This window comes from Orbaceae bacterium lpD01 (genome assembly GCA_036251705.1).
Classification (GTDB): Bacteria; Pseudomonadota; Gammaproteobacteria; order Enterobacterales; family Orbaceae; genus Utexia; species Utexia brackfieldae.
Map to the genome: position 1 here is coordinate 1,303,307 of CP133959.1, position 24,111 is coordinate 1,327,417.

Sequence of the window (24,111 nt, forward strand, 5' to 3'; positions counted from 1 at the left end):
ACTGGCGAGATACTGTAGGAGAGGGGTTATGGAATTAATCCAGTTAGGGATTAGTATTTTGGCTCTTATTGTTTCTATCATTGCAATTTTGTTAAGTAGAAAAACGGGCAAGAGTTCTAAAACAATCGATTTTTTGTTTCAAAGCCGAGAAGATGAAAAATACATCAATGCACTTAATGTAATAAGCACTATGTATAAAGCAAACCTATCTCTTTGCTGCTTAATAGATCCGGATCCATCCTGGAACAATAAACGAAAGGAAGAAATGAGGAAAAATTTCAATTCAGTTAGATATATTCTGAATTTATATGAAAGAATGGCTATTGCAATAAAAAAAGGGATATATGACGAGAATATGATAAAAGAAACATCTTATTCAACATTATGCAGAGTTTATCAGCGTTCAAAGCCTTTGATTGATAAAATTAGAGAAAACCGCGAACACCCGACAGCCTATATTGAGTTTGAACGTTTAGCTGATAAATGGTCTAAAAAACCCCTTAAAGTTGAGTTTTTGGAAAATGACAGTCAGAAAACAAAAATCAGGTAAATGGCTTTTTGAAAAATATCTCGATGGCGGCCGGCGTATTAGAAAAACGTTTGCAACTAAAGGAGAGGCCTTGGCTTATGAAAATTATTTAGAAGAACAGTCGAGTGAAAAGCCATGGCTTCGTGAGAAGCTGGATAAACGTCATTTATCCGAGTTAATTAATATCTGGTACTCTTTGCATGGGCAAACCTTAAAAGATGGTCATTCTCGTTTAAAAGCAATGTTATTTGCCTGCGAATACATTGATGATCCACTAGCCACTAACTTTACTGCCAAACAATTCACTAACTACCGGCAAAAACGTATCAGTGGCGAAATATATCGAACTGATCGTATCAAAACGGTTGCGCCTAGAACCATGAATTTAGAATTAACCTATTTTAAAGCGATGTTTAATGAGCTAATTAGGTTAGGGGAGTGGTTACATAATAATCCTCTGGAACGGGTACGCTCATTTAAAACTGATGATCAGGAAATGGCTTATTTAACTAAAGAGCAAATTGATGCGCTACTGTTATCCTGTCAGCAAAGCAAGGCTAAAGATTTAACCATTATTGTTAAAATTTGCCTAGCTACTGGCGCGCGTTGGAGCGAAGCGGAAAGCTTAAAGGCTACTCAAGTCAAAGACGGTAAAATCACCTATATTAATACCAAAGGTAAACGTAACCGGACCGTCCCAATAAGTGAGTTATTATTCAATGAGATCCCTAAAAAGAATTACTCACTATTTACCGCTTGTTATTCAGCGTTCCGTTCGGCAATTGATAGAGCTGGTATCGAATTGCCAGATCGCCAGTTAACCCACGTTTTGCGGCATACTTTCGCCAGCCATTTTATGATGAATGGTGGAAACATTTTAGTTTTACAAAAAATACTCGGCCACACTGACATCAAAATGACTATGCGATATGCACATTTCGCCCCAGATCACTTTGAAGATGCGGTAAGGTTGAATCCGTTGGCTATCACACATAAGTGAATTTGATTATGGGAAACTATAGTAAAAACTTATCTAAAAGAATAGAGAATGTAAGAATAACCGAAGGGTATTGTTTAATTTGTGGTAAATACGGTTTTCTTACAATGGATCATGTTCCACCTAAAGGTTCAATAACAATTACTAAAGTTGAACAAAAACATATTTTTGATGTGTTACGCGCTGAAGGAACAAAAATAAAGGGTGTATCATCAACAAATGGAAGTAAATTTAAAACGATATGTGCTTATTGTAATAATACGATACTAGGTGCTAATGATGTGGAAATTTCCTCCGTCATTAAAGAATTGAACAGAAAAATAAATATTTATTTTACTAATTTAAATTCAATATATAATTCCGTATCTGTTCCGTTTAATCCGATCAAGTTTTGCCGGGCAATGATAGGTCACATACTATCTGCAACTACTGTCAAAGATTGCAAAATAACTCCACAATACACACCTTACTTTACGCCACTACAGGAATTTGTTTTGGGGGATGATAATGCGCTAAATAATACTCATGATATTTATTATTGGTTTTATCCTCACAAAATGCACATTAGTAGTAAAATGGTCAGTTTTTACAATAATGGCAATAACTGTATCGTGAGTATCTTATCTTTTTTTCCTATAGCATTTTTAGTAACAGAAAAAGGTAAAGGTATTTTCCCTGCCCAAGCTATAAAGTTGACTTTTAAAGATAGCCACATTGTGCTGAATCTTTCATCTGGAAACTTAGATTATTCTACTTTTCCGTTTAATCATTTAGAAGGGAATCAAGTGATATTAACTAGTGAAAATCATTGTATAGTTAGTTATCCAATTAAGGGGTAGGTAACTCTTTAAAGCGCTATATTAAATGGCGGTTAAATGGCGATTGAGGTTATTCTTATATAGATAAATGTGTCTTTATATGTATCCTTAACCTTTTGATTTGTTTGTAAGTTATTGATTTTAAATATAGTGTTAAAGAACTCTTAATCAATTGGTCGTGGGTTCGATCCCCCCACAGCCCACCATCATTCGCTCAGTTTTGTACGATAAACTCATCGTATACTTATCATTCAGTTATCTCTTTTATTTACCATTTGCTACATCTATATCGGTGTTTATACAAATTAGATGAGATAGCATATCAACTTAACAATCTGCAATCTGAGCTCGATATGTGGGTACGGCGTATTTTTTATCATTGGCGCTGTGATAACGATCAGCAGGATATGGACTAAAGCATAGCGATATAAAATAGATTGGCTGGAGACGTGTATTATTTTACAGAAGACAAAACTCCCCGTCGAGATAACGGGGAGAGCACCATTAAGCAGCTGGGCAGCTAGAGTAAACCCAACGAGGTAATTGTTTCGAATAAGAAGAAATCAAGTACCCTGTATCCGCTCTATAAATCTGATATCCACAATAGATAAAAAATGTATCTGATTGTGTCCAAGCAAGTTTAATGGCTGTATTTGCCCAAGCGTTTGCCCAAGGGTTGGTTTTCGCATGAGAAGGTGATGAGATAACAAATAAACTTAAAACAACACTGAGACTTAAAAGTAATTTTTTCATGTTAACTTTCCTTAGTAATTAAAATACATTTAGTAATTAAATGCAGAAAAATTTTATCTCGTTTATCGCTAGGAATAAAAAAAAATTCTCAAATTTGTGATCAAGATCACTTTTATTATAAATGGCTAGATAAAACATTATTGGTTGAGTGATACAAATATAATAAAACTTTAAATAAACTGAAAAGGTCTTAAATGGGAAAAATAAGCGTTAACTTTATCGGGATGGCCTGCAACAGTTTCACTGTTTGCTCTTCAAATTAGTGTTTATAAAATTGAAAGAATTTCATTATGCACTAATAACGGAGATTTTGAATGTTTAGAGGGAGGGATAAATGTTTGATCGATTTATTTTGATGCTATTTTTATACACGCAATGACTAATTTCGATTTTGAGTTGAGCTTATTATATCGCGTATCTTTAATCAGATAAGTGTGCTCTTCAACCAAGTTGACAGTATTTTTTGTCTGATTTTCTAGATACTCATTTTTAATTCTTATGGAACGGCCATCATCTTCAACGATGGGGAGGTTATTATATTCAGTCAGGATACTTCCTTTTATCCACTGGCTATTTTTCAAAGCAAATAGCTGATTATTTTCGTATTTAAAAATGAGTTGACCTTTAGTGACATTTGATGTCTGAACATAATCAGCAAACTTATTATTCACCCAGCTGGCTTGATACTCAATCCTGTTGCATGACCACTGGCCAGCCAGTGACTCATCAGTAAATCGATAGACTTTTTTATTGCAACTGACTAGTGTGATACTCGCTAGGCAACATAAAAATATAAGATTTTTCATTCTATAACCTCTAATGCTTATCATTCAATTTCAATTACAGAAACCTCAATACGTAAAGTATATAGTTGTACCCAATGTATACTTTCAATTAGCTATTTGCCCAGAGTTAAATCATAGGCGTTACTATAAAGATTTAGCGGTAAGAATAACCTTGCTTATGTTATGGGTAAAGAAAAATTGATAGTTAACTGGTAAAATTAATTTGATAGCGAGTAAGACTAAGTTTAGCTTATTGGCCAACTTTAAAGATTTAACACGAGGAAATTTTCAGTGATTTAGGGGATGAATGAGCACATAGTTTTATCCTATGTGCTCATTGAGAATATTTATTTACTGTCAGTTAACAGGATTGATAGCGGTTTGTGAACAATATCAAAGTAAACGTTTTTATTGTTTGCTTCTGGATAGATACGATAGACATAAAGATTCGGTTCAACTGTCACATTTTCTACGGTTCTTGTGAACATTACACTGCCATCCGGTTTTTTAGCAATCAATGTTCTGCTCTTTCCATCTTGGCTGATTGACCAGTCACCGGCCAGTTTTAGCTTCCCTTCTTGAGTAAACATTTTGAAAGTGCCATTAGCGTTATATTCGGCAATGCCAAAAAAACCATTCACGCTTTTATCTGATGAAGGAATAATTTGATTATCAGCATTAACGGCTTCAGTTGTAATCCAGACTTTATTCGTCATTAGGTTTTCGTACTGATTTAAATTGGTTGCGGCTTGAACTGTTTGCATCCCGAAAAAAGTTGCGATAATAAATAGTGCTGTGTGCATTACTTTCATGAGATTTCCTCTCCATTAGTTAATGTTACGGTTATTGACAGGTTGATTTACCCGTTTTGTGATTAATTGCACCATGTGCAATCAATAATTGCTGCATCTCTTTATGACCTCTAACACAGGCATAACTTAATGCGCTTTGGCTAAAAGATGGTCTATTGGTATCTTGTATCGTTGTTACTTGATTTAAATCCACACCTTCACTGATAAAATATTTAACAGTTTCGATTCGATTATTACTGGCGGCAATCATAACCAGACTCTCACCGTCATCCTCATAACTTGTGTCATTAAAATTGAAGTTAGGCAAAAGCTGGTGCGCTTTTTTAACTAGATTAACATCTTTGCCAAGTACGGCGGATTTTAAGACATTATAAACGTCTCCCTTATCCGTAGCCCAAAGATTCGCGTTTTTCTTGACTAGATAGTCAAAAATATCTTCATAACCAATAAATGCGGCCCAACCTAGTGCAGTTTGATCAAGCGAACCGACATCTTTAACCTCAATATCTTGACCGGCTTCAACCATTCTTTTTACTGTCTCAATATCGCCTTGCTTTACCGCATCAAACCAAGCGGCATTAGGGCCGGTGGATGGCGATTGATAGAATATTCGCCAACTTAGTTTATCGGGATTTGCAATATCTTGCATCTCGGCCAAACTAAATCTAAATTGTTGATAACCTTCAGGATTGTTGGGGTTAAGTATTTTTGCACTGACACTATTCATAAAAACTAATGAAGACACAATAATACAAAGTGACTTTTTTAAATTGTTCATATGGCACCTTACTTTTTATGTTTGAGTATATAATTTTTATCGATTAATTCGCCGCTTCAAACAAAATTGAATGAAATGTACTGTTTATGATTATAAATAGCACAATTTCATTATAAACATAATAAAAAATAAGATAAATAACAACCGTTGAGACCAATTGTCCTAAAAAATGGAATAATCAATCAGTTTAATGATCTTCATTAGTATAAATCCGATCGGCGAGTAATCTGCCTGCCAGCAGCGTCAATTATTTTAACGCCTTATGAGTTATGGCGTTAAAATAATAGAAAACAATTTATTCTACAATTAAGCGACCATTTAAAGCTTGTAATGGGCGATTATTTGAGTGTTTTAGGGCTTCTTGAAATTGTGTGATTTGTTGTTTTGACATTTCAACCGGCTCTTTCATTACAAACCAAGTGACTCCTTCAGTACAAGGTGGTGTGGTTAAAGATCCGCTATAGCGGTAATAATGCTTATCGGTAGGAAATAGTTTAGAAAAATTAAATGGCTGCTCAATTTTCTCTTCTTTATCAATTTGAGCTGGAATATCCTTTAATATCTCATCAATAACCGGATTGGCTTTCCCTTCTTTGACCATTACCGCAACAACAGCTAATTGATTATCATCATTGGCGTGAACAAAATGAATCTCTACTGGAAAAGCTTGACCATTGATATGATTTTCACTGGGTGAATGAAAATGGAACTGTTTGAGCGAATATTTTACATTATCAATCGTTACATCATCGCCATCACTGGTGGTCACTTGGATGGTATGGCCATTATTGACAATAGTTTCATTGGTCACATGAAAATCAATCGCTAAGTTATCCAATTTCCCTTTAATAGTATGATCAATATTTATTGGAGATTGATTAGAACCAGTATGGCAGGTTTCCCATTTTTTATCTAACTCACCCCAATGTTCCGGTGAAGTTTTACCTTCATATGTCCAATGAGGATCAGCATAAGCCAGACTTGAAGCCATAAGACAAAGACTGAGTATTGAGACTTTAAATTTGATTTTCATCTTTTTATTTCCTTTTTATTCACTTTATTTTATTTATCATTATTGATTATGTGGGCAATTTAAAACCCCTGGGAATTATATGCCTTTTTTGTTAAATGAAAATATAAATTTGCTAATACTAATAGCGAGACGAGTAATATTTAAAAATAGAGAATGGGGAATATTGAGTGAGACAGGTAGATAATAATAAAAGAGCCGACTTGAGTGCAACGTAGGTGACGCTAATCATAAAAGTTACTTATTGAGGCGGTAATCATGTCATGACGACTTAACAGTAAACCCTCAATATTGATAATCGTAAATGTTGAGGGTTATAGATATCTAATTATTATTAGGGTTTTTGTTTTGCATGCTGTTGCTGCTGTTCTATCAGTTGTGCTTGCTTTTGTAGTTGTTGTGTTTGTTGTTGTGTCATGGTGTCCTTTACTATTGCAGGTTTCGTGTTGCTGAGGTTTAAATCCCCCTGCGTTGCATTTGTTTGGGCGGAAGAACCGGCGACCGGACTGCTGTTACTTGTATCGTTATCGAGAATTGCAGCGTCAGTTGTCGTAGCCGGTGCTTGTGTCGTCGGTGAAATATTATTATAGCTTTCTTTATGATCGCCTTCGCATTCGTAAACAGTAACACAGCCAGATAAGATGAAAATGCTGGCTAATAGAGATAATTTGTACATTTTTTTTCCTTAAATTTATTATCTATAATAAAGTGCACAGCCAACAAGTAGATGACATACCGTGAGGGTTAAAATAAATAAACAAGATTTTTTCATAGCTAGTTTTCCTATATTTTTATTATGTTATGTAAACTTAGTTCGTGTGACTTTTATATTGAGCTGTTCATTAAAAGAACACGCTGTTAAGTATTTAAATAATATCTATTTCGTTAATTAAGTATAATTTATTTAAACATAAAGTAAAGATATAGTTTCTTTTGTGTGTTATTTTTATACTTTTGTAGCGTACCAATGCCAGTCAGCATAGATTAAATTGATTAAACGTAGTCAGCTCAGATAGCTTTTGTATGATAGGATTAATAATTGCTCAAGGCTATAAACCCGCGGTACCGCCGCGCCAAACAATACGGCCGATGATATGATCATTTTTTAATGCAAACATGATAGGGAAACTATTTTTATCCATATTATCACTGATATAAATCCAGTGACCATCACGATCTCGTGATACTCTTTTGATAATAAGCTCATGGGTATCGCGTGCAATGAGATAGATTTTATTTTCAATCAATGTTGTTTGATTAGTATCAATGAGTAGGGCCTGATCATTCTGTAAGGTCGGATACATACTTGAGCCTTTAGCATAGATGACCGAGCAGGAAGTCGGATTGATGCCCATTTCGGTTAACCATGTTTTGCCCAATAATAGTTGGCCGTTGATACTAAAGTAGTCGTTAACGGGATGGATATTATATTGATTAGCGACGTTAAATGGGGCGATGGTAACCGCATTTTCCTCACCAATGCGATTGATGGGTTGTGATGGTAAAGAAACATGGCACCATTCACATATTTTCAACATAACCAGATAGCTCGGTGTTGTCCGCCCATTTTCAAATGCGGAAATATTCGCTTTAGTCATTGATAATTTTTCAGCTAACTGTTCTTGCGTCAACTTTACCTTATGTCTTGCCGATTTTACCCATTCTGCAAAATTAATTTCCATCATTATCTCCATTCACTTGTTATTATTGTTTGATTATAGTGTAAAGCAAAATTATCTAAGCAACGTATCAATTTAATCTGTTTGCATATGTCGTTACATTATATCGGCTGGCTTTATTTTGTCTTTTGTTAAAGCGATAGTGACATGTTATAAACTATGCCAGTACTGTTAGCTCAGTAATTCTAAATGGTTAGGTTCATCCCTATTTGCTATATCAAACATCAATATGTTGCTTAATCATTCAAGTCTAAATTTATCAGTAAAACGTGATCTTTTTTAAGGATCAAAATTTTATTATGCATCTATTTTACAACATACTATACGCTAGATTAGTACCGAATAAGTAATTTATTCATCAGGCTTATTATGCCGCCGATAATCAATATCGTATGCCATGAATGATTTAGTCTGGAATAATTTATTGGAATCTTTTGGCTAAAAAAGACGCTGAAAAAATAAAACTGCATAATCTGCTTTTAATTTGAGCATGACCATAACTCGACTAAATATAAAAATTAAATTCGACTATCCACAGGTTTATTAAGGCTTTTTGTGGATGATTGGTTTTGACATTATTAAATAATGGGCATTAATTATCTAACTTGCGTTATAACAATTGTAGCAATTTTTATTGTCTCTTTTATATCCTGAGATACGGTCGCCTTAGCAACGTTCATGTGGGTTTGAAATGCGATCTAAATTTGATCTTTTCTCTTAGACTAAACCGAGTAGGCCTTTTTGACAGTAACACAATAGCATAGATAAATATTTACTTTAATTGAAGAGTCTGAATTGTAAATCTTAATAAAAACATCGTGTTGCAGTATAAGAATAGTCGCTATATTTTTTTTAGTAAACAGCGTACCGATAAGCCAAAATAATCAAGATTAAATAGGTTATTCGTGCTTTTAATCTAATTTTTACAGTGTATTACATTTTGTTATCTATCATTACATTTTTGCTTGTAATATTTTCTATTTATGCGCTAAATTTAATCAATACAGATGTATATAACATAATAAAATAGTCATCATCAAATATTATCGAAATAGTAGTGCTGCTATTTTTCATTGAGGATGTGATTATTATGAATAAAATTTATCGTGTCATTTGGAGCCATGTTAATCATACCTGGATTGTGGTAAGTGAACTGGCCAAAGGCCGAGGCAAAATAAAAAATAGCCGTCAGGTTAGTCAGGTCGAGAATATTCGGGCGCCTAAATTATCTTTGTTATCTGCAGCGTTATTTGTAGCCGGATTTACCGCGATCCCTAATGCATTTGCGGCTAGTTGTAACGTCAGCACGGTAGCTGAATTTAATACTTCAATTGCAAGTTCTACTTGTGATACGTTAGTCTTGACGCAAGATATCACGCTCAACAAAAATTTAACTACCTCTTTTGGTTCGCGAAACAATATCACTATCGATGGCAATGGTCATAACCTAAATGTCAGAGGCTATCGTCTTGATTTTACTGGCGGACAAAATGTACCTAATGGCGTTAATTTAAATTTTATTAATTTTAATACAATCTCCTCAAATAATAGTACTAATAACCCGGTAGCTTACGTATCGGATCAAACCGCACGTATTAATGTGACCTTTAATAATATTACAACCATGCCAAATGGTACGATTGCTATTTTATCAAAAAGCTCAAGTTCAGGAAGCAATAATCAAAACCCCTATAGCCAGCTGATCATTGGTAATATTCAAAATACTATCGATATTACTACACGTGCCGATAAGCAGTTAGCGAATGCCAGTAAAATTACTTTTAATGGCAAATTAGTTGTCGTTGCCCAGCCATCAAATACTAATTACTCTTATGTTTTTTTCAGTAACAGTCCAATCAACCAAAACGTCGTCACTTTTAATCCGACTGCCGATGTTTCAATCGCGCTGGGTAAAGGGAATAAATTCACCTCTGGTGACACAAAATCCAGTAAGGGTTACTCCTATATTTTCGCCGACAACGCGAAATTTTTATTACTCGGTGAACAGAATGTTTTTGGTGATGCTACCGGGAGTAACGTTGGTTTAAAAATCGGTACTTATGACAAGTCGACCAAGACCTTTGGTTATGGCGCGACTTTACAGGTTGCTGGGGTAAGTGGCGTGCAGCTTGAAGGTGATGGTTTGACTAATGCCGGTGGTGTTGTTGGCGGTATTGATAATGGTGCTAGTGGTTCTGAGGATGTGATATTTAATCTTGCAGCGGGTTCCAGTTTTGATGTGACAGGAAGCGGTATTAATGTTATAAAAAATGCGGGTAATAACACAGGTATTTATGTGCGATCAGCGACTAAAATTAATGCCGATACAGGTATTAAAATTACCCATAATGGTAGTGGTGAAGTGGTTGTCGCTAATCAAGGGACGATAACGAGCACCAATGCCGGTATGCTATTCTCCTCAACCAGTGGCAATAATATGAGTGTTGATCTAACTGGGGGCGTTCTAAATGTAACCAGTGGTGATGGTATTGATGTCGGCACGTCGTTAACAACCGGTAATGCGAACTTAAATATTAAAAATGGTACGATTAATTTGTCAGGCAGCAGTAATGCGATTGATTTCAGTAATAGCAGTGCCCGAAATACCAATAATATTACTGGTACAACAATTAATATGGCAAGCGGTGCTAGTGGTAAAGTCATTAGAAATAACAGCGCTAAAGTTATTTTGAAAGATACGCATATCAATGTAGTCAATTCTACTGCTTTTACTGATACAGATTTGAATAATATTACTTTTGCTAATAGTGATGATAATAAAAATAATATCATTACGGTTAAAGGTGCAGGCATAGGTCTGTCATTAGATAAAGATTTAAAGTCAATCAGTGATAGCTATTTGACGATTAATGTGACTGACAGTTCAGGTACTGTCGGGACAACAGGAACCGGCACTGCGATTAAAATAAATAATGGTACAACTAGCGATGTGATCAATGTCGTCGACAATATCATGATCAATGCGATCAACGCAACGGCATTAAATATCGGTGGTACTCAGGCGCGCCAGCTCGTTAATAATGGCGTGATCAATGGTAATGTGGTCTTTAGTAATGGAAATGTGAATAATGTCATTACGAATAATAATCAACTTAATGGTAATTTAACCACAGGATCTGGTAATGATGTTCTAACCCTCAACTCAGGCTCAAAAACAACCGGGACGATTAATTTAGGTGATGGTAATAATACCGTGACTATTGGTGATAAAACCTACGTCAGTAGTGTGACAACCGGTTCGGGTAATGATATTTTTAACTTAACAAATCTCAATGCTAACTCATCTAACTATATTGGTACGTTAGATGCAGGTACTGGCACGAATGCGTTAAATCTTACTAATTCTAATTTACAGGCCAATTCGACTACCCTTTTCAAGAACTTTACTAATATTAACTTAGCTAATTCCAGCCTCTCTTTAGTCAATAAAAACAATCTCAATAGCGGTACAGTTAATTTAAACAATAACAGCCAATTAAACTTTACTAGCTCTTATAATGATAGTGTTGGCGTGGTGTTGGCCGGTGCTGGTACTGTAGGTATAAAAAATGGCGCTAAGGTTACTCTAGCCAGCGCTAACGGTAGTTTTACTGGTAATTGGGCAATTGAGCAAGGTGCCGCACTCAATAGTTCTAACGCTAACCAACTGGGTAGTGGTACAGTCAATTTATCCGGTAACTTAAATTTAACTCAAAGTACCTTCAACAATAAATTAAATGGTAATGGTACTCTCAATGTCAATACTAATGGCGGCGCCTTCAACTTTGGTGCAAATGTCGGCCAAGTTTTTGCCGGTACCATAAATTTTGGTAATAGTCAGTTTACTTTATCTGGTAATAATAGTCTTGCCTTAGCTAAGGCAAAATTGAACAGTGGTACGGGTAATGTAACGACAGTGGGTAGTGGTACACAAAATGTTGGTCAGGTTGCGCTCAATGGTGGCACGCTGAATTATCAAAGTAATAGTGGTGTCATTAAAACGAATAACTTAGCAGTAACAGCCGCAAGTAACGTTAATATTGACACGAATGGCATGAGTAGCAGTGGTAATCTACTCGACCAAAATATCCAAAAGAGCTTACAACTGATCGAGAGCACCAACAGTTTAACCGCAACTGATTTAGCCAAATTATCGCTCCGCGACAGCTCAGGTGCAATACTGAGTGATAACGTGCAAAGTGATATTATTCAGTCGGGTGCTAAAGTAGCCGCTGCTTCATATACTTATGGCGTATCGGGAGAAAAGGGATTAACCGTTGTCTCGCAGCTTTCACAATTAGACTTACAAAATCAACAAACGTTGACGCTAGACTCTACTAATGCAACCAATCGTATATTAACCGCGCGCGTTATTGGTAGCGGTAATTTAAATCTGATCAGCGATGCAACTGGTATTACACTAAATAATAATACGAACAGTTATTCGGGTAATACTACCGTCAGTAGCGGTAAGATTATTGCTGGTTCAAATAGTGCTTTTGGTCAGACAGCTCAACTGGCCGTTAAGGCAAACAGTACGGTCGATTTCAATGGTAAAAGTCAGACTGTGGGCAGTTTGCTAAATGATGGTGCAGTCAATCTTAATAATGGATCATTGACCTTAACTAACGGCGGCCGCTCAACGGTGACTAATGGTCTAAGTGGTGCTGGTAGCTTAGTGGTTTCTGGCGGTAATTTAAATTTATCTGCGCAAAATAACACGCTAACCGCTAATACCCAGATAGGTAGCAATGCTCAAGTTACTTTAGCAAACAGTGGTAGTTTGGGCAGTGGTGCGGTTAATGTTTCTGGTATCTTGACAATTAACAATGCTAATCCGGCGTTAGCCAATATCATCAGTGGCACGGGTACTATTAATAGTAATAATGCGGTGACATTAACGGGTAACAATAGCAGTTTCTCTGGTAAACAAGTCATTGGTTCGGCAGGGATTTTGACGGTCAATTCAGCTAATAATCTGGGTTCATCTGCAGCGGCGGTAAATTTTACTGGTGCGAATTCAACGTTAGTCCTTAATGGCGTGACTGGTGCGATTAACCAGAGTTTAGTGGGGAATGCAGGCCGGGTCAATATTACCAATAACGCCAACACATCATTGACTGGTAACAATAGTAATTTTAGCGGTATTTATAATATTAGTGGCGGCAGTAAGTTCAATATTAATCAAGCGACTAGACTAAGTAATGGCGCTTCAATCAATGTCGCGACGGCTAATGACACATTGAATGTGAATAGTAATATCGATTATACCTTCGGTCAGGCATTAACCGGTCAAGGCACCATTAATGTCGATACCACAAATAAACTCTTTAATTTTGGTAGTAATGTCGGTAAGGCTTTTGCCGGTAATGTAAATTTGACCAATAGTCAGTTTACACTGACAGGCAATAATACACAGGCGTTAACACAAGCTACATTAATGGCAGGGAAAGGTAATACGACTACCGTCTCTGCAGGTACACAAAATGTAGGGAATGTTACGCTTAATGGTGGACAGTTAGTCTTTCAAACTGGCGGTTTGATTAAAACAGATAAACTGGCAGTTACCGATAACAGTATCATTAAAATTGATCAAGGCAATCTGTCGTCAGGTTCGTCAAGTCTATCCTCTAATTTACTCGATCAAAGTTTGGGTACACAGATCACATTAGTTGAGGCCAATAACAGTGAAGATGTAGATATTGCATCTTTAACATTACAGGATCTTGACGGTAATCTCTTGCAAGACGGTATCGAACAGAACCTGATTCAAAATAATAATACCGTTGCTAAAGCCCAATATAATTATCAGTTAGTAAATGACCAGGGGCTTGATGTGAGCTATAAACTCACGCAGCTCGATTTACAAAACGCGCAGACCTTAGTGCTTAGCTCATCAGGCGCGACCAATCGCATTCTTAGTGCGCTGGTTACCGGGCAAGGTAATTTAACCTTGACCACCGACGACACGGGTATCAACCTCAATAATAGTCGTAATAATTACACCGGTAATACGAATGTGACTGCCGGTAAGGTAATACTGGGCTCGAATAATGCGATGGGTCAAACGGCAGTACTATCGGTGAATAATGCTGCGACGGTTTCAGTGAATGGTAAAAACCAGACGGTGGGTCAGCTAGTTAACCAGGGTACGGTTGATCTGGCTGGTGGCTCATTAACGCTAACAAATGGCGGTAGTTCAAGTTCAACCAACGGCTTAACTGGCAGTGGTAACTTAACGATCACCGGTGGTGATTTTGCCGTGTCAGGCGTCAATAGTGGGCTGACAGCCGGCACTACGATTGCCAAGAATGGCTCAGTGAGTCTCAGCGGTACAGGCACGCTGGGCACCAGCGCGATTGATGTAACAGGCGCACTTAATCTCAACAGTGCCAACAGTAATTTTGCCAATACGCTCAGTGGCGCAGGTCAGGTCAATACCAACGCAGCGGTCAGTTTAACCGGTAATAACAGCAGCTTTACCGGCACACAAAACATTGGCAGCAACGGCAGCTTAACCGTCGGCTCGGCCAATAATCTTGGCGCAACCAGTGCTACGGTCAATCTAACTGGCTCTGGCAGTAATCTGGTCTTTAACGCGGTAACCGATGCTATTACGCAGGCGCTGAGTGGTAATGCTGGAACTGTGACAGTTGGTAATGGTTCAAATATGAGCCTAACTGGTAATAACAGTGGTTTTAGTGGCAGTTACAACGTGACGGGCGAGAGTACCTTAACGGTGAGTAAGAGCAACAATCTGGGCAGCAGTGATGTGGCTATCACCAGTGGTAATGTGGTGCTCGATAACCTAAACGGTGGAGTGAGTACCGAGCTGGCGAATAAACTGACAGGCACCGGCTCATTAACCTTGTCTGGCACAGATTTAACCTTAGGAGCAGCGAATACTTATGCCAGTAACTTTACCGGCCAGTTTGTGGTGAGTGATGGTTCAACACTGACGCTGGCTAAAGATACCGGATTAAATAGTGATGCCACGATTGCCGTAGATAAAACCGGCGATAACCTCAATATTGCCAGTGAGGGTGCATTTACCTTGAATAATGCATTAACTGGTCAGGGTCAACTGAATGTCGGGACGAATGGCACCGCCTTTAATTTCGGTAATAACGTGGGGAGTGCATTTGCTGGCAACGTTGTGTTAAATAATAGTCAGTTTAGTCTGGGTGGCGCTAACACAACAGCTTTAGCCAACGGTACCTTAACCTTATCAACCGATAGTCAGACTACCGTGGCTGATGGTGTGCAAAATATTAAAAACTTAACGCTAGATGGTGGCGATCTCTATTTTAATCATATTTCTGAAAATAATGGTGAGTTTAACTCTGAAGGTATCATTAAAACAGACACCTTAGATATTTCTGGCACAGGGACAGTGTATGTTGACTTACCTGACAATGTTTATCCTAGTATCTTAGGTAATACCGTTACCGAGTTAGATAAAGGTAATATTATACTGCACCTGATCGAAGCAAATAATGTCGTTGGCAACAGTGATAATCCAGAACTCAAAAACGCAGATGGCAATTCAATGCCAGTTAACGTCATGCAAAACCTTATCAATACCAATAGTACGGTTAAATCAGCCAATGGTTATTTTAACTATAAGCTTAGTACCGGCGATAATACTGATGGTCTGTATTTGAGTTATGGCTTGGTTAAAATTGATTTACTGGCATCAGGTAGTGATGCTTTGGTATTGGCTTCAACAGAGGCCTACAATAATAAAGCTGCTGGGCAACTTTCGTCAGAGGTGACTGGCGTAGGTGATCTTGCGATTGAGGGAGAAACCAGCAATACGATTATTACCATGATCAATAGTGATAATAGTTATACCGGTAAAACTGATGTCCGCACAGGGATCTTAAAACTGGGTGATAATTCTGTACTGGGTAATACGGCTGAATTAATTATTCATGATCAAGCTAAAACAGATATGGGTGGCAATACGCAGACGGTTGGTCTCTTAACCAATAGTGGTACGCTCGATCTGGCTGGTGGCTCATTAACGCTAACAAATGGCGGTAGTTCAAGTTCAACCAACGGCTTAACTGGTAGTGGTAACTTAACGATCACCGGTGGTGATTTTGCCGTGTCAGGCGCCAATAGTGGGCTGACAGCCGGCACCACGATTGCTAAGAATGGCTCAGTGAGCCTCAGCGGCACAGGCACGCTGGGCACCAGCGCTGTTGATGTGGCAGGTGCGCTTAATCTCAACAGTGCCAACAGTAATTTTGCCAATACGCTCAGTGGCGCTGGTCAGGTCAATACCAACGCTGCGGTCAGTTTAACCGGTAATAACAGCAGCTTTACCGGCACACAAAACATTGGCAGCAACGGCAGCTTAACCGTCGGCTCGGCCAATAATCTTGGCGCAACCAGTGCTACGGTCAATCTAACTGGCTCTGGCAGTAATCTGGTCTTTAACGCGGTAACCGATGCTATTGCGCAGGCGCTGAGTGGTAATGCTGGAACTGTGACAGTTGGTAATGGTTCAAATATGAGCCTAACTGGTAATAACAGTGGTTTTAGTGGCAGTTACAGCGTGACGGGCGAGAGTACCTTAACAGTGAGTGAGAGCAACAATCTGGGCAGCAGTGATGTGGCTATCACCAGTGGTAATGTGGTGCTCGATAACCTAAACGGTGGAGTGAGTACTGAGCTGGCGAATAAACTGACAGGCACCGGCTCATTAACCTTGTCTGGCACAGATTTAACCTTAGCAGCAGCGAATACTTATGCCAGTAACTTTACCGGCCAGTTTGTGGTGAGTAATGGTTCAACACTGACGCTGGCTAAAGATACCGGATTAAATAGTGATGCCACGATTGCCGTAGATAAAACCGGCGATAACCTCAATATTGTCAGTGAGGGTGCATTTACCTTGAATAATGCATTAACTGGTCAGGGTCAACTGAATATCGGGACAAATGGTACCGCCTTTGATTTCGGTAATAACGTGGGGAGTGCGTTTGCTGGCAACGTTGTGCTAAATAATAGTCAGTTTAGTCTGGGTGGCGCTAACACAACAGCTTTAGCCAACGGTACCTTAACCTTATCAACCGGTAGTAAGACTACTGTGGCGCAAGGTCAGCAAGATATTGGTAACTTGACGCTTAATGGCGGTAGTCTCGCCTTTAATGGGGATGGCGTGGTTAATACTGATAAACTCTCTACGACTGATAATAGTGTTATCCAAATTAACCAGAATAATATTCCAAATACCAGCGCAGGGACTGACGTTAACTTACTTGATCAAAATAAGGGTGAAGTTAGCCATTTAGTGAATGCGACTGATAGCACGGCGTTGGATGTGAGTAAATTAGTCTTACAAGATGCATCAGGTAACGCGCTTACGACCGCATCAAATCTCAATATACAGCAAAATGACGCTACGGTCGCTAAAGCAACTTATGGTTATCAGCTTATTAATGATGCAGGTTTAGCTGTCACCTATACTTTACAGCAGCTCAATTTACAGGCTGATCAAACGTTAACCCTAGATTCAACTGGAGCGACCAATCGTGAGTTTACCGCGCAGTTAACCGGGGTAGGTAATTTAAGTCTGAAGACCGATTCGACGGGGATTAGTTTAAATAATAGTCGTAATGACTACACCGGTAATACCACCATCACAACGGGTAAGGTCAGTTTAGGCTCCAATAGTGCGTTAGGTCAAACCGCGATATTATCCTTAAACGATACCGCTAACCTTAACCTGAATGGTAACAACCAGACGGTCGGTCAGTTAGTCAATCAGGGCACCGTTGATTTGGCTGGTGGTTCATTAACACTCACCAACGGCGGCAGTTCCAGCTCAACCAATGGCTTAACTGGCAGTGGTAACTTAACCATAACAGGTGGTGATTTTGCCGTGTCAGGCGCCAATAGCGGGCTGACCGCTAAAACCACGATAGCCAAAACCGGTTCAGTGAGCCTCAGCGGTACAGGCACGCTGGGCACCAGCGCGATTGATGTAACAGGCGCACTTAATCTCAACAGTGCCAACAGTAATTTTGCCAATACGCTCAGTGGCGCAGGTCAGGTCAATACCAACGCAGCGGTCAGTTTAACCGGTAATAACAGCAGCTTTACCGGCACACAAAACATTGGCAGCAACGGCAGCTTAACCGTCGGCTCGGCCAATAATCTTGGCGCAACCAGTGCTACGGTCAATCTAACTGGCTCTGGCAGTAATCTGGTCTTTAACGCGGTAACCGATGCTATTGCGCAGGCGCTGAGTGGTAATGCTGGAACTGTGACAGTTGGTAATGGTTCAAATATGAGCCTAACTGGTAATAACAGTGGTTTTAGTGGCAGTTACAGCGTGACGGGCGAGAGTACCTTAACAGTGAGTAAGAGTAACAATCTGGGCAGCAGTGATGTGGCTATCACCAGTGGTAATGTGGTGCTCGATAACCTAAACGGTGGAGTGAGTACTGAGCTGGCGAATAAACTGACAGGCACCGGCTCATTAACCTTGTCTGGCACAGATTTAACCTTAGCAGCAGCGAATACTTATGCCAGTAACTTTACCGGCCAGTTTGTGGTGAGTAATGGTTCAACACTGACGCTGGCTAAAGATACCGGATTAAATAGTGATGCCACGATTGCCGTAGATAAAACCGGCGATAACCTCAATATTGTCAGTGAGGGTGCATTTACCTTGAATAATGCATTAACTGGTCAGGGTCAACTGAATATCGGGACGAATGGCACCGCCTTTGATTTCGGTAATAACGTGGGGAGTGCGTTTGCTGGCAACGTTGTGTTAAATAATAGTCAGTTTAGTCTGGGTGGCGCTAACACGACAGCTTTAGCCAACGGTACCTTAACCTTATCAACCGGTAGTAAGACTACTGTGGCGCAAGGTCAGCAAGATATTGGTAACTTGACGCTTAATGGTGGTAGTCTCGTCTTTAATGGGGATGGGGTGGTTAATACTGATAAACTCTCTACGACTGATAATAGTGTTATCCAAATTAACCAGAATAATATACCCAACGCCGATGTGAATATCGCGGCTAATCTATTCGATCAAAATAAGGGTGAAGAGAATCGTCTGATTAATGCTAAAGATAGTACTGAGTTGGATGTCAACAAACTCAACTTGCAAGATATGGATGGGAATAGCTTAAGCAGCAGTACCACCAATAATGTTGTCGAAGATGGAATAACAGTGGCTAAAGCGAGTTATGATTATCAATTAGTCAACAATGACGGTCTGACCGTAGCCTATACCTTAAAACAGCTCGATCTACAGGCTGATCAAACGTTAACCCTAGATTCAACTGGAGCGACCAATCGTGAGTTTACCGCGCAGTTAACTGGCGGTGGTAATTTAAGTCTTAAAACTGATGAGACCGGTATTAGCTTAAATAATAGTCGTAATGACTACACTGGTAATACCACCATCACAACGGGTAAGGTCAGTTTAGGCTCCAATAGTGCGTTAGGTCAAACTGCGATATTATCCTTAAACGATACGGCTAACCTTAACCTGAATGGTAACAACCAAACGGTCGGTCAGTTAGTCAATCAGGGCACCGTTGATTTGGCTGGTGGTTCATTAACACTCACCAACGGCGGCAGTTCCAGCTCAACCAATGGCTTAACTGGCAGTGGTAACTTAACCATAACAGGTGGTGATTTTGCCGTGTCAGGCGCCAATAGCGGGCTGACCGCTAAAACCACGATAGCCAAAACCGGTTCAGTGAGCCTCAGCGGCACAGGTACACTGGGCACCAGCGCTGTTGATGTGGCAGGTGCGCTTAATCTCAACAGTGCCAACAGTAATTTTGCCAATACGCTCAGTGGCGCAGGTCAGGTCAATACCAACGCAGCGGTCAGTTTAACTGGCAATAACAGCAGCTTTACCGGCACACAAAACATTGGCAGCAATGGCAGCTTAACCGTCGGCTCGGCCAATAATCTTGGCGCAACCAGTGCTACGGTCAATCTAACTGGCTCTGGCAGTAATCTGGTCTTTAACGCGGTAACCGATGCTATTGCGCAGGCGCTGAGTGGTAATGCTGGAACTGTGACAGTTGGTAATGGTTCAAATATGAGCCTAACTGGTAATAACAGTGGTTTTAGTGGCAGTTACAGCGTGACGGGCGAGAGTACCTTAACAGTGAGTAAGAGTAACAATCTGGGCAGCAGTGATGTGGCTATCACCAGTGGTAATGTGGTGCTCGATAACCTAAACGGTGGAGTGAGTACTGAGCTGGCGAATAAACTGACAGGCACCGGCTCATTAACCTTGTCTGGCACAGATTTAACCTTAGCAGCAGCGAATACTTATGCCAGTAACTTTACCGGCCAGTTTGTGGTGAGTAATGGTTCAACACTGACGCTGGCTAAAGATACCGGATTAAATAGTGATGCCACGATTGCCGTAGATAAAACCGGCGATAACCTCAATATTGTCAGTGAGGGTGCATTTACCTTGAATAATGCATTAACTGGTCAGGGTCAACTGAATATCGGGACAAATGGCACCGCCTTTAATTTCGGTAATAACGTGGGGAGTGCGTTTACAGGTACCGTGAATTTAGAACATACCACCTTTAATTTAGACAACAACAACACGGCTGCTTTAGCCAATGGTACCTTAACCTTATCAACCGGTAGTCAAACTACCGTGGCTGATGGGGTGCAAAATATTAAAAACTTAACGCTAAATGGTGGAGATCTCTATTTTAATCATATTTCTGAAAATAATGGTGAATTTAACGCTGAAGGTACCATTAAAACAGATACCTTAGATATTTCAGGAGCAGGTTCAGTCTATATTGATCTACCGGATGATGTCCATCCTAGTATTTTAGGTAATACGGTCACTGAGCTCGACAGAGGTAATATCATATTGCAATTAGTTGAGGCAAATAACGTGATTGGTAGTAGTAGTGATGCTCAACTTAAAAATATGACGGGGGGAGCATTACCGACTAATGTGCCAGAAAACTTAATCAATACGGGCAGCAGCGTAACCTCAGCAACAGGTTATTTCAACTATAAATTGAGTACGGGCGACAATATTGACGGACTTTATTTAAGTTATGGTCTGGTTAAAATAGATCTGCTTGCTTCAGGATCTGATGCTTTAGTGCTATCTTCCAAAGAGGATTATAACGGTAAGGCGGCTAGCGATCTTACGTCAGAAGTCACTGGTGCTGGTGATATAGCAATTGTTGGTGAAACGAATAATACCGTTATTTCAATCTCCAATAGTGACAATAGTTATACCGGTAAGACTGATGTGCGTACAGGTATTTTAAAACTCGGTAACGATAATGCGCTAGGTAATACTTCGGGCCTGATGATCGGTAATCAAACCAAAGTGGATCTTAACGGTAAGATGCAAACCATTGGCAGTTTAACCAATAGTGGTACACTTGATCTTGCCGGTGGCTATTTAACGGTTACTGACGGGGGAAGCTCTTTAGTCACTAACGGCTTAGTAGGCAGTGGTCAATTGACGATTGACGGTGGTGAACTGATCATTGCTGGAGCCAATGCGAATTTAACTGCAAATACCGATATTAACAGTCATGCAACGGTAACCTTAAATGATCAAGGATCGTTGGGAACGGGTGATCTTTTGTTAGACGGTATTTTAAATCTTAACGGTGATAATACTAATTTTATCAATATGCTCACAGGTTCGGGTCAATTTAATGTCAATGCCAATATTGGTTTAGGCGTAGATAACACCGATTTTGCCGGTGAATTTAATATTGCTCAGCAAGGTTCGCTCATGACTACTTCAGTCAATCAATTAGGTACCGCCGAGATCCATAATGAGGGAAATTTACTGTTTGATTTGAATAATCAAGATCAGATGTTAAATAACCAAATTACGGGCACCGGTAACTTAATCAAAAATGGCGCGAAAACATTGACGGTCAATACTGATTTGAACTATACCGGTAATACCAATATCAACCAAGGGGATCTGTTTGTCAACCAAGGGATAACTTTGGGTGGGAGCGATGCGGGAGATCTGATTATTGCTAATAATGACAGCTCACTTAGTGGATCAGGTATCATCAATGCAAATCAGGTGATTAATAATGGCACGATTAATGTTAAATCGAATGCTGTTACCCGAATTGCCACTGAAGATACAGCTGAACTCACCATTAATGGCAACGTGAATAACTTTGCGAATATCCAGATTGGTAATACAGGTGATATCGTTGGGAATCGTTTAGTGATTAATGGTGACTATACCGGCGCAAATGACGCGATTATCTATATGAATACAGCATTAAGCGATCAGGAGGATAGTAAGGCTGACCAATTGATCATCTCTGGTCATGCTGGCGGTACCTCATTGATTCATATTAACGATGTAGATGGAACCGGTGCCAGCACCAGCCCGAAAGGGATAAAAATCATCGAGAATGGCAGCTCTGATATCAATGCATTCAAGCTTGAAAATACAGTTGTTAAAGGTGCTTATGAGTATGTATTAAATCGGGATAATAGTGATCAAAATTGGTATTTAACGTCCTATCAAGATAATTTATATCGCCCTGATTTTGGTGTCTATATTGCGAATATGGATAGTGTGGTTAAATCACTGTTACCAAGTTTTGGTGCCAAACCTTCTGGTGCGTTAGCTGCTGGCGCTGGTGGTTTACGTGCGATGGACCGATTAAGTCAGGAGGCTAGTGGTCGTTCTAGCTCTGTTTGGATGATAAACACAGTTGGTACGAATAAAGGTGAAGCGGCCAATGGACAAATTAAGTTCAATTATAATGAGTTCTCATCGGTAATTGGTATTGATAACAGTTTTAATCATGCTGATAGTGCTTTTGTGGTGGGGGTCATGACCGGTTATACTAATGTCTCATCGTCATCTAATAATAAAGCTACTGGTTCAGACAGTAGTGGTAGCGTAAATGGTAATACCTTTGGCGTTTATGGAACTTGGTATTTTGAGGCAGATAATCCATTAAGTCCATTTATTGATGGGTATTTCTCTTATGGACACTATCGCAACTCGTCTAGCACGCAGGGTAATAGTAGTGACGCTTATTCGGCAAACTTATTTAGTTATACCTTACAAGGCGGTTACCCACTCTTGGTCAGTGATAACTTGGTGTTTGAACCCCAGGCTCAGGTGAGCTACCTCAATTATAATACTGGAGATTTTACTGATCATGCCGGCACGGAGATTAGCCAATCATTAGAAGGTCACTATATTTATCGAGTTGGTGGTTATGTTTATCCTTTCAAAGGTGAGATTAAACCATTTGCCGGTATTAACGTCTGGTATGACGGTACTCAATCCTCGGTAAACTATGACAATACTCGTCTGGATTCAGATAAAGCGGGTGTAATGACCGAGTTCAAAGTCGGTATTCAATCTCAATTCCAGAGCAGTTTTTCACTGGCCACTGAGATCAATTATCGTGTCGGTCAACATGGTTCTGAGAGCTATAATATGAACCTAGGTTTAAAATATCAGTTCTAGTTTATAAATTAAACCAAGCCAATCATCCCCTATTTAATGCATAGGGGATGATTTTTATCGCTTTTATCTCATCTCTTCGCCACTATTTTAATTGAACAGCCAATCTGCTTAGCAATAGCAACGCTTAATATCTTTGTGATGCTCATACTGAATGAAATCATTTGATCATCGAGCTGATGGTTTTTATCATATCATTAACCCTCCTTTATCCCATCTTAGGCGTCGATGAGGTGACTGAGATGCTTCAGTCTAGTATTAGTCTGACGGCGTTAACATGAGGTTCGTGAACAAAAGCCCGCCCGCTATACGACGATAGTTTGCCATGTTATCAAACCTCAACAGATTGATTTTGCTGGTATTGATAACACACTTTTAGAACATAAAAAAAGTGAGATGGATAGCGGCGCTGAGTGTGTTTTTACCATAAA

Annotated in this window: 11 protein-coding genes; 4 read left to right on the forward strand and 7 right to left on the reverse strand. The window is 39.3% G+C overall.

Annotation, left to right across the window (positions count from 1 at the left end):
• Positions 1-28: 28 nt before the first annotated feature.
• Genes RHO15_05980 through RHO15_05990 form a run of 3 tightly spaced genes read left to right on the forward strand, consistent with a single transcriptional unit; the run spans position 29 to position 2,365 of the window.
• Positions 29-550 carry a DUF4760 domain-containing protein gene (locus tag RHO15_05980; GenBank protein WVD63030.1) on the forward strand — a complete coding sequence of 174 codons (522 nt, stop codon included), beginning with the start codon at positions 29-31 and terminating at the stop codon, positions 548-550.
• Positions 522-1,529, forward strand: a complete 1,008-nt coding sequence (locus RHO15_05985; protein ID WVD63031.1) for a tyrosine-type recombinase/integrase — start codon at positions 522-524, stop codon at positions 1,527-1,529. Before RHO15_05980 ends, RHO15_05985 begins: the two co-directional genes overlap by 29 nt.
• Positions 1,530-1,537: 8 nt before the next feature.
• Positions 1,538-2,365 carry a hypothetical protein gene (locus tag RHO15_05990; protein ID WVD63032.1) on the forward strand — a complete coding sequence of 276 codons (828 nt, stop codon included), beginning with the start codon at positions 1,538-1,540 and terminating at the stop codon, positions 2,363-2,365.
• Positions 2,366-2,848: 483 nt separating this feature from the next.
• On the opposite strand, the gene RHO15_05995 is transcribed toward RHO15_05990, so the two are convergent.
• From RHO15_05995 to RHO15_06025, 7 genes are all read right to left on the reverse strand, one after another.
• Positions 2,849-3,097, reverse strand: a complete 249-nt coding sequence (locus tag RHO15_05995) for a hypothetical protein (GenBank protein WVD63033.1) — start codon at positions 3,095-3,097, stop codon at positions 2,849-2,851.
• Positions 3,098-3,444: 347 nt separating this feature from the next.
• On the reverse strand, positions 3,445-3,903 hold the full coding sequence (locus RHO15_06000) for a hypothetical protein (GenBank protein WVD63034.1): 459 nt from the start codon (positions 3,901-3,903) through the stop codon (positions 3,445-3,447).
• A gap of 326 nt (positions 3,904-4,229) precedes the next feature.
• Positions 4,230-4,694, reverse strand: coding sequence for a DUF4822 domain-containing protein (locus tag RHO15_06005; protein WVD63035.1), 465 nt, complete (start codon positions 4,692-4,694; stop codon positions 4,230-4,232).
• A 31-nt stretch (positions 4,695-4,725) separates the two neighbouring features.
• Positions 4,726-5,472, reverse strand: a complete 747-nt coding sequence (locus RHO15_06010; GenBank protein ID WVD63036.1) for an ankyrin repeat domain-containing protein — start codon at positions 5,470-5,472, stop codon at positions 4,726-4,728.
• A gap of 295 nt (positions 5,473-5,767) precedes the next feature.
• Positions 5,768-6,505: a carbonic anhydrase family protein gene (locus tag RHO15_06015; GenBank protein ID WVD63037.1), complete on the reverse strand. Its 738-nt coding sequence runs from the start codon at positions 6,503-6,505 to the stop codon at positions 5,768-5,770.
• 331 nt (positions 6,506-6,836) lie between these two features.
• Positions 6,837-7,178: a hypothetical protein gene (locus tag RHO15_06020; GenBank protein ID WVD63038.1), complete on the reverse strand. Its 342-nt coding sequence runs from the start codon at positions 7,176-7,178 to the stop codon at positions 6,837-6,839.
• Positions 7,179-7,551: 373 nt separating this feature from the next.
• Positions 7,552-8,184 (reverse strand): S24 family peptidase, encoded by a 633-nt coding sequence (locus RHO15_06025; GenBank protein WVD63039.1) that lies wholly within the window; start codon positions 8,182-8,184, stop codon positions 7,552-7,554.
• Positions 8,185-9,271: 1,087 nt separating this feature from the next.
• Between RHO15_06025 and RHO15_06030 the strand changes: the two genes are divergently transcribed.
• Positions 9,272-23,683, forward strand: coding sequence for an ESPR-type extended signal peptide-containing protein (locus RHO15_06030; GenBank protein WVD63040.1), 14,412 nt, complete (start codon positions 9,272-9,274; stop codon positions 23,681-23,683).
• Positions 23,684-24,111: the final 428 nt, after the last annotated feature.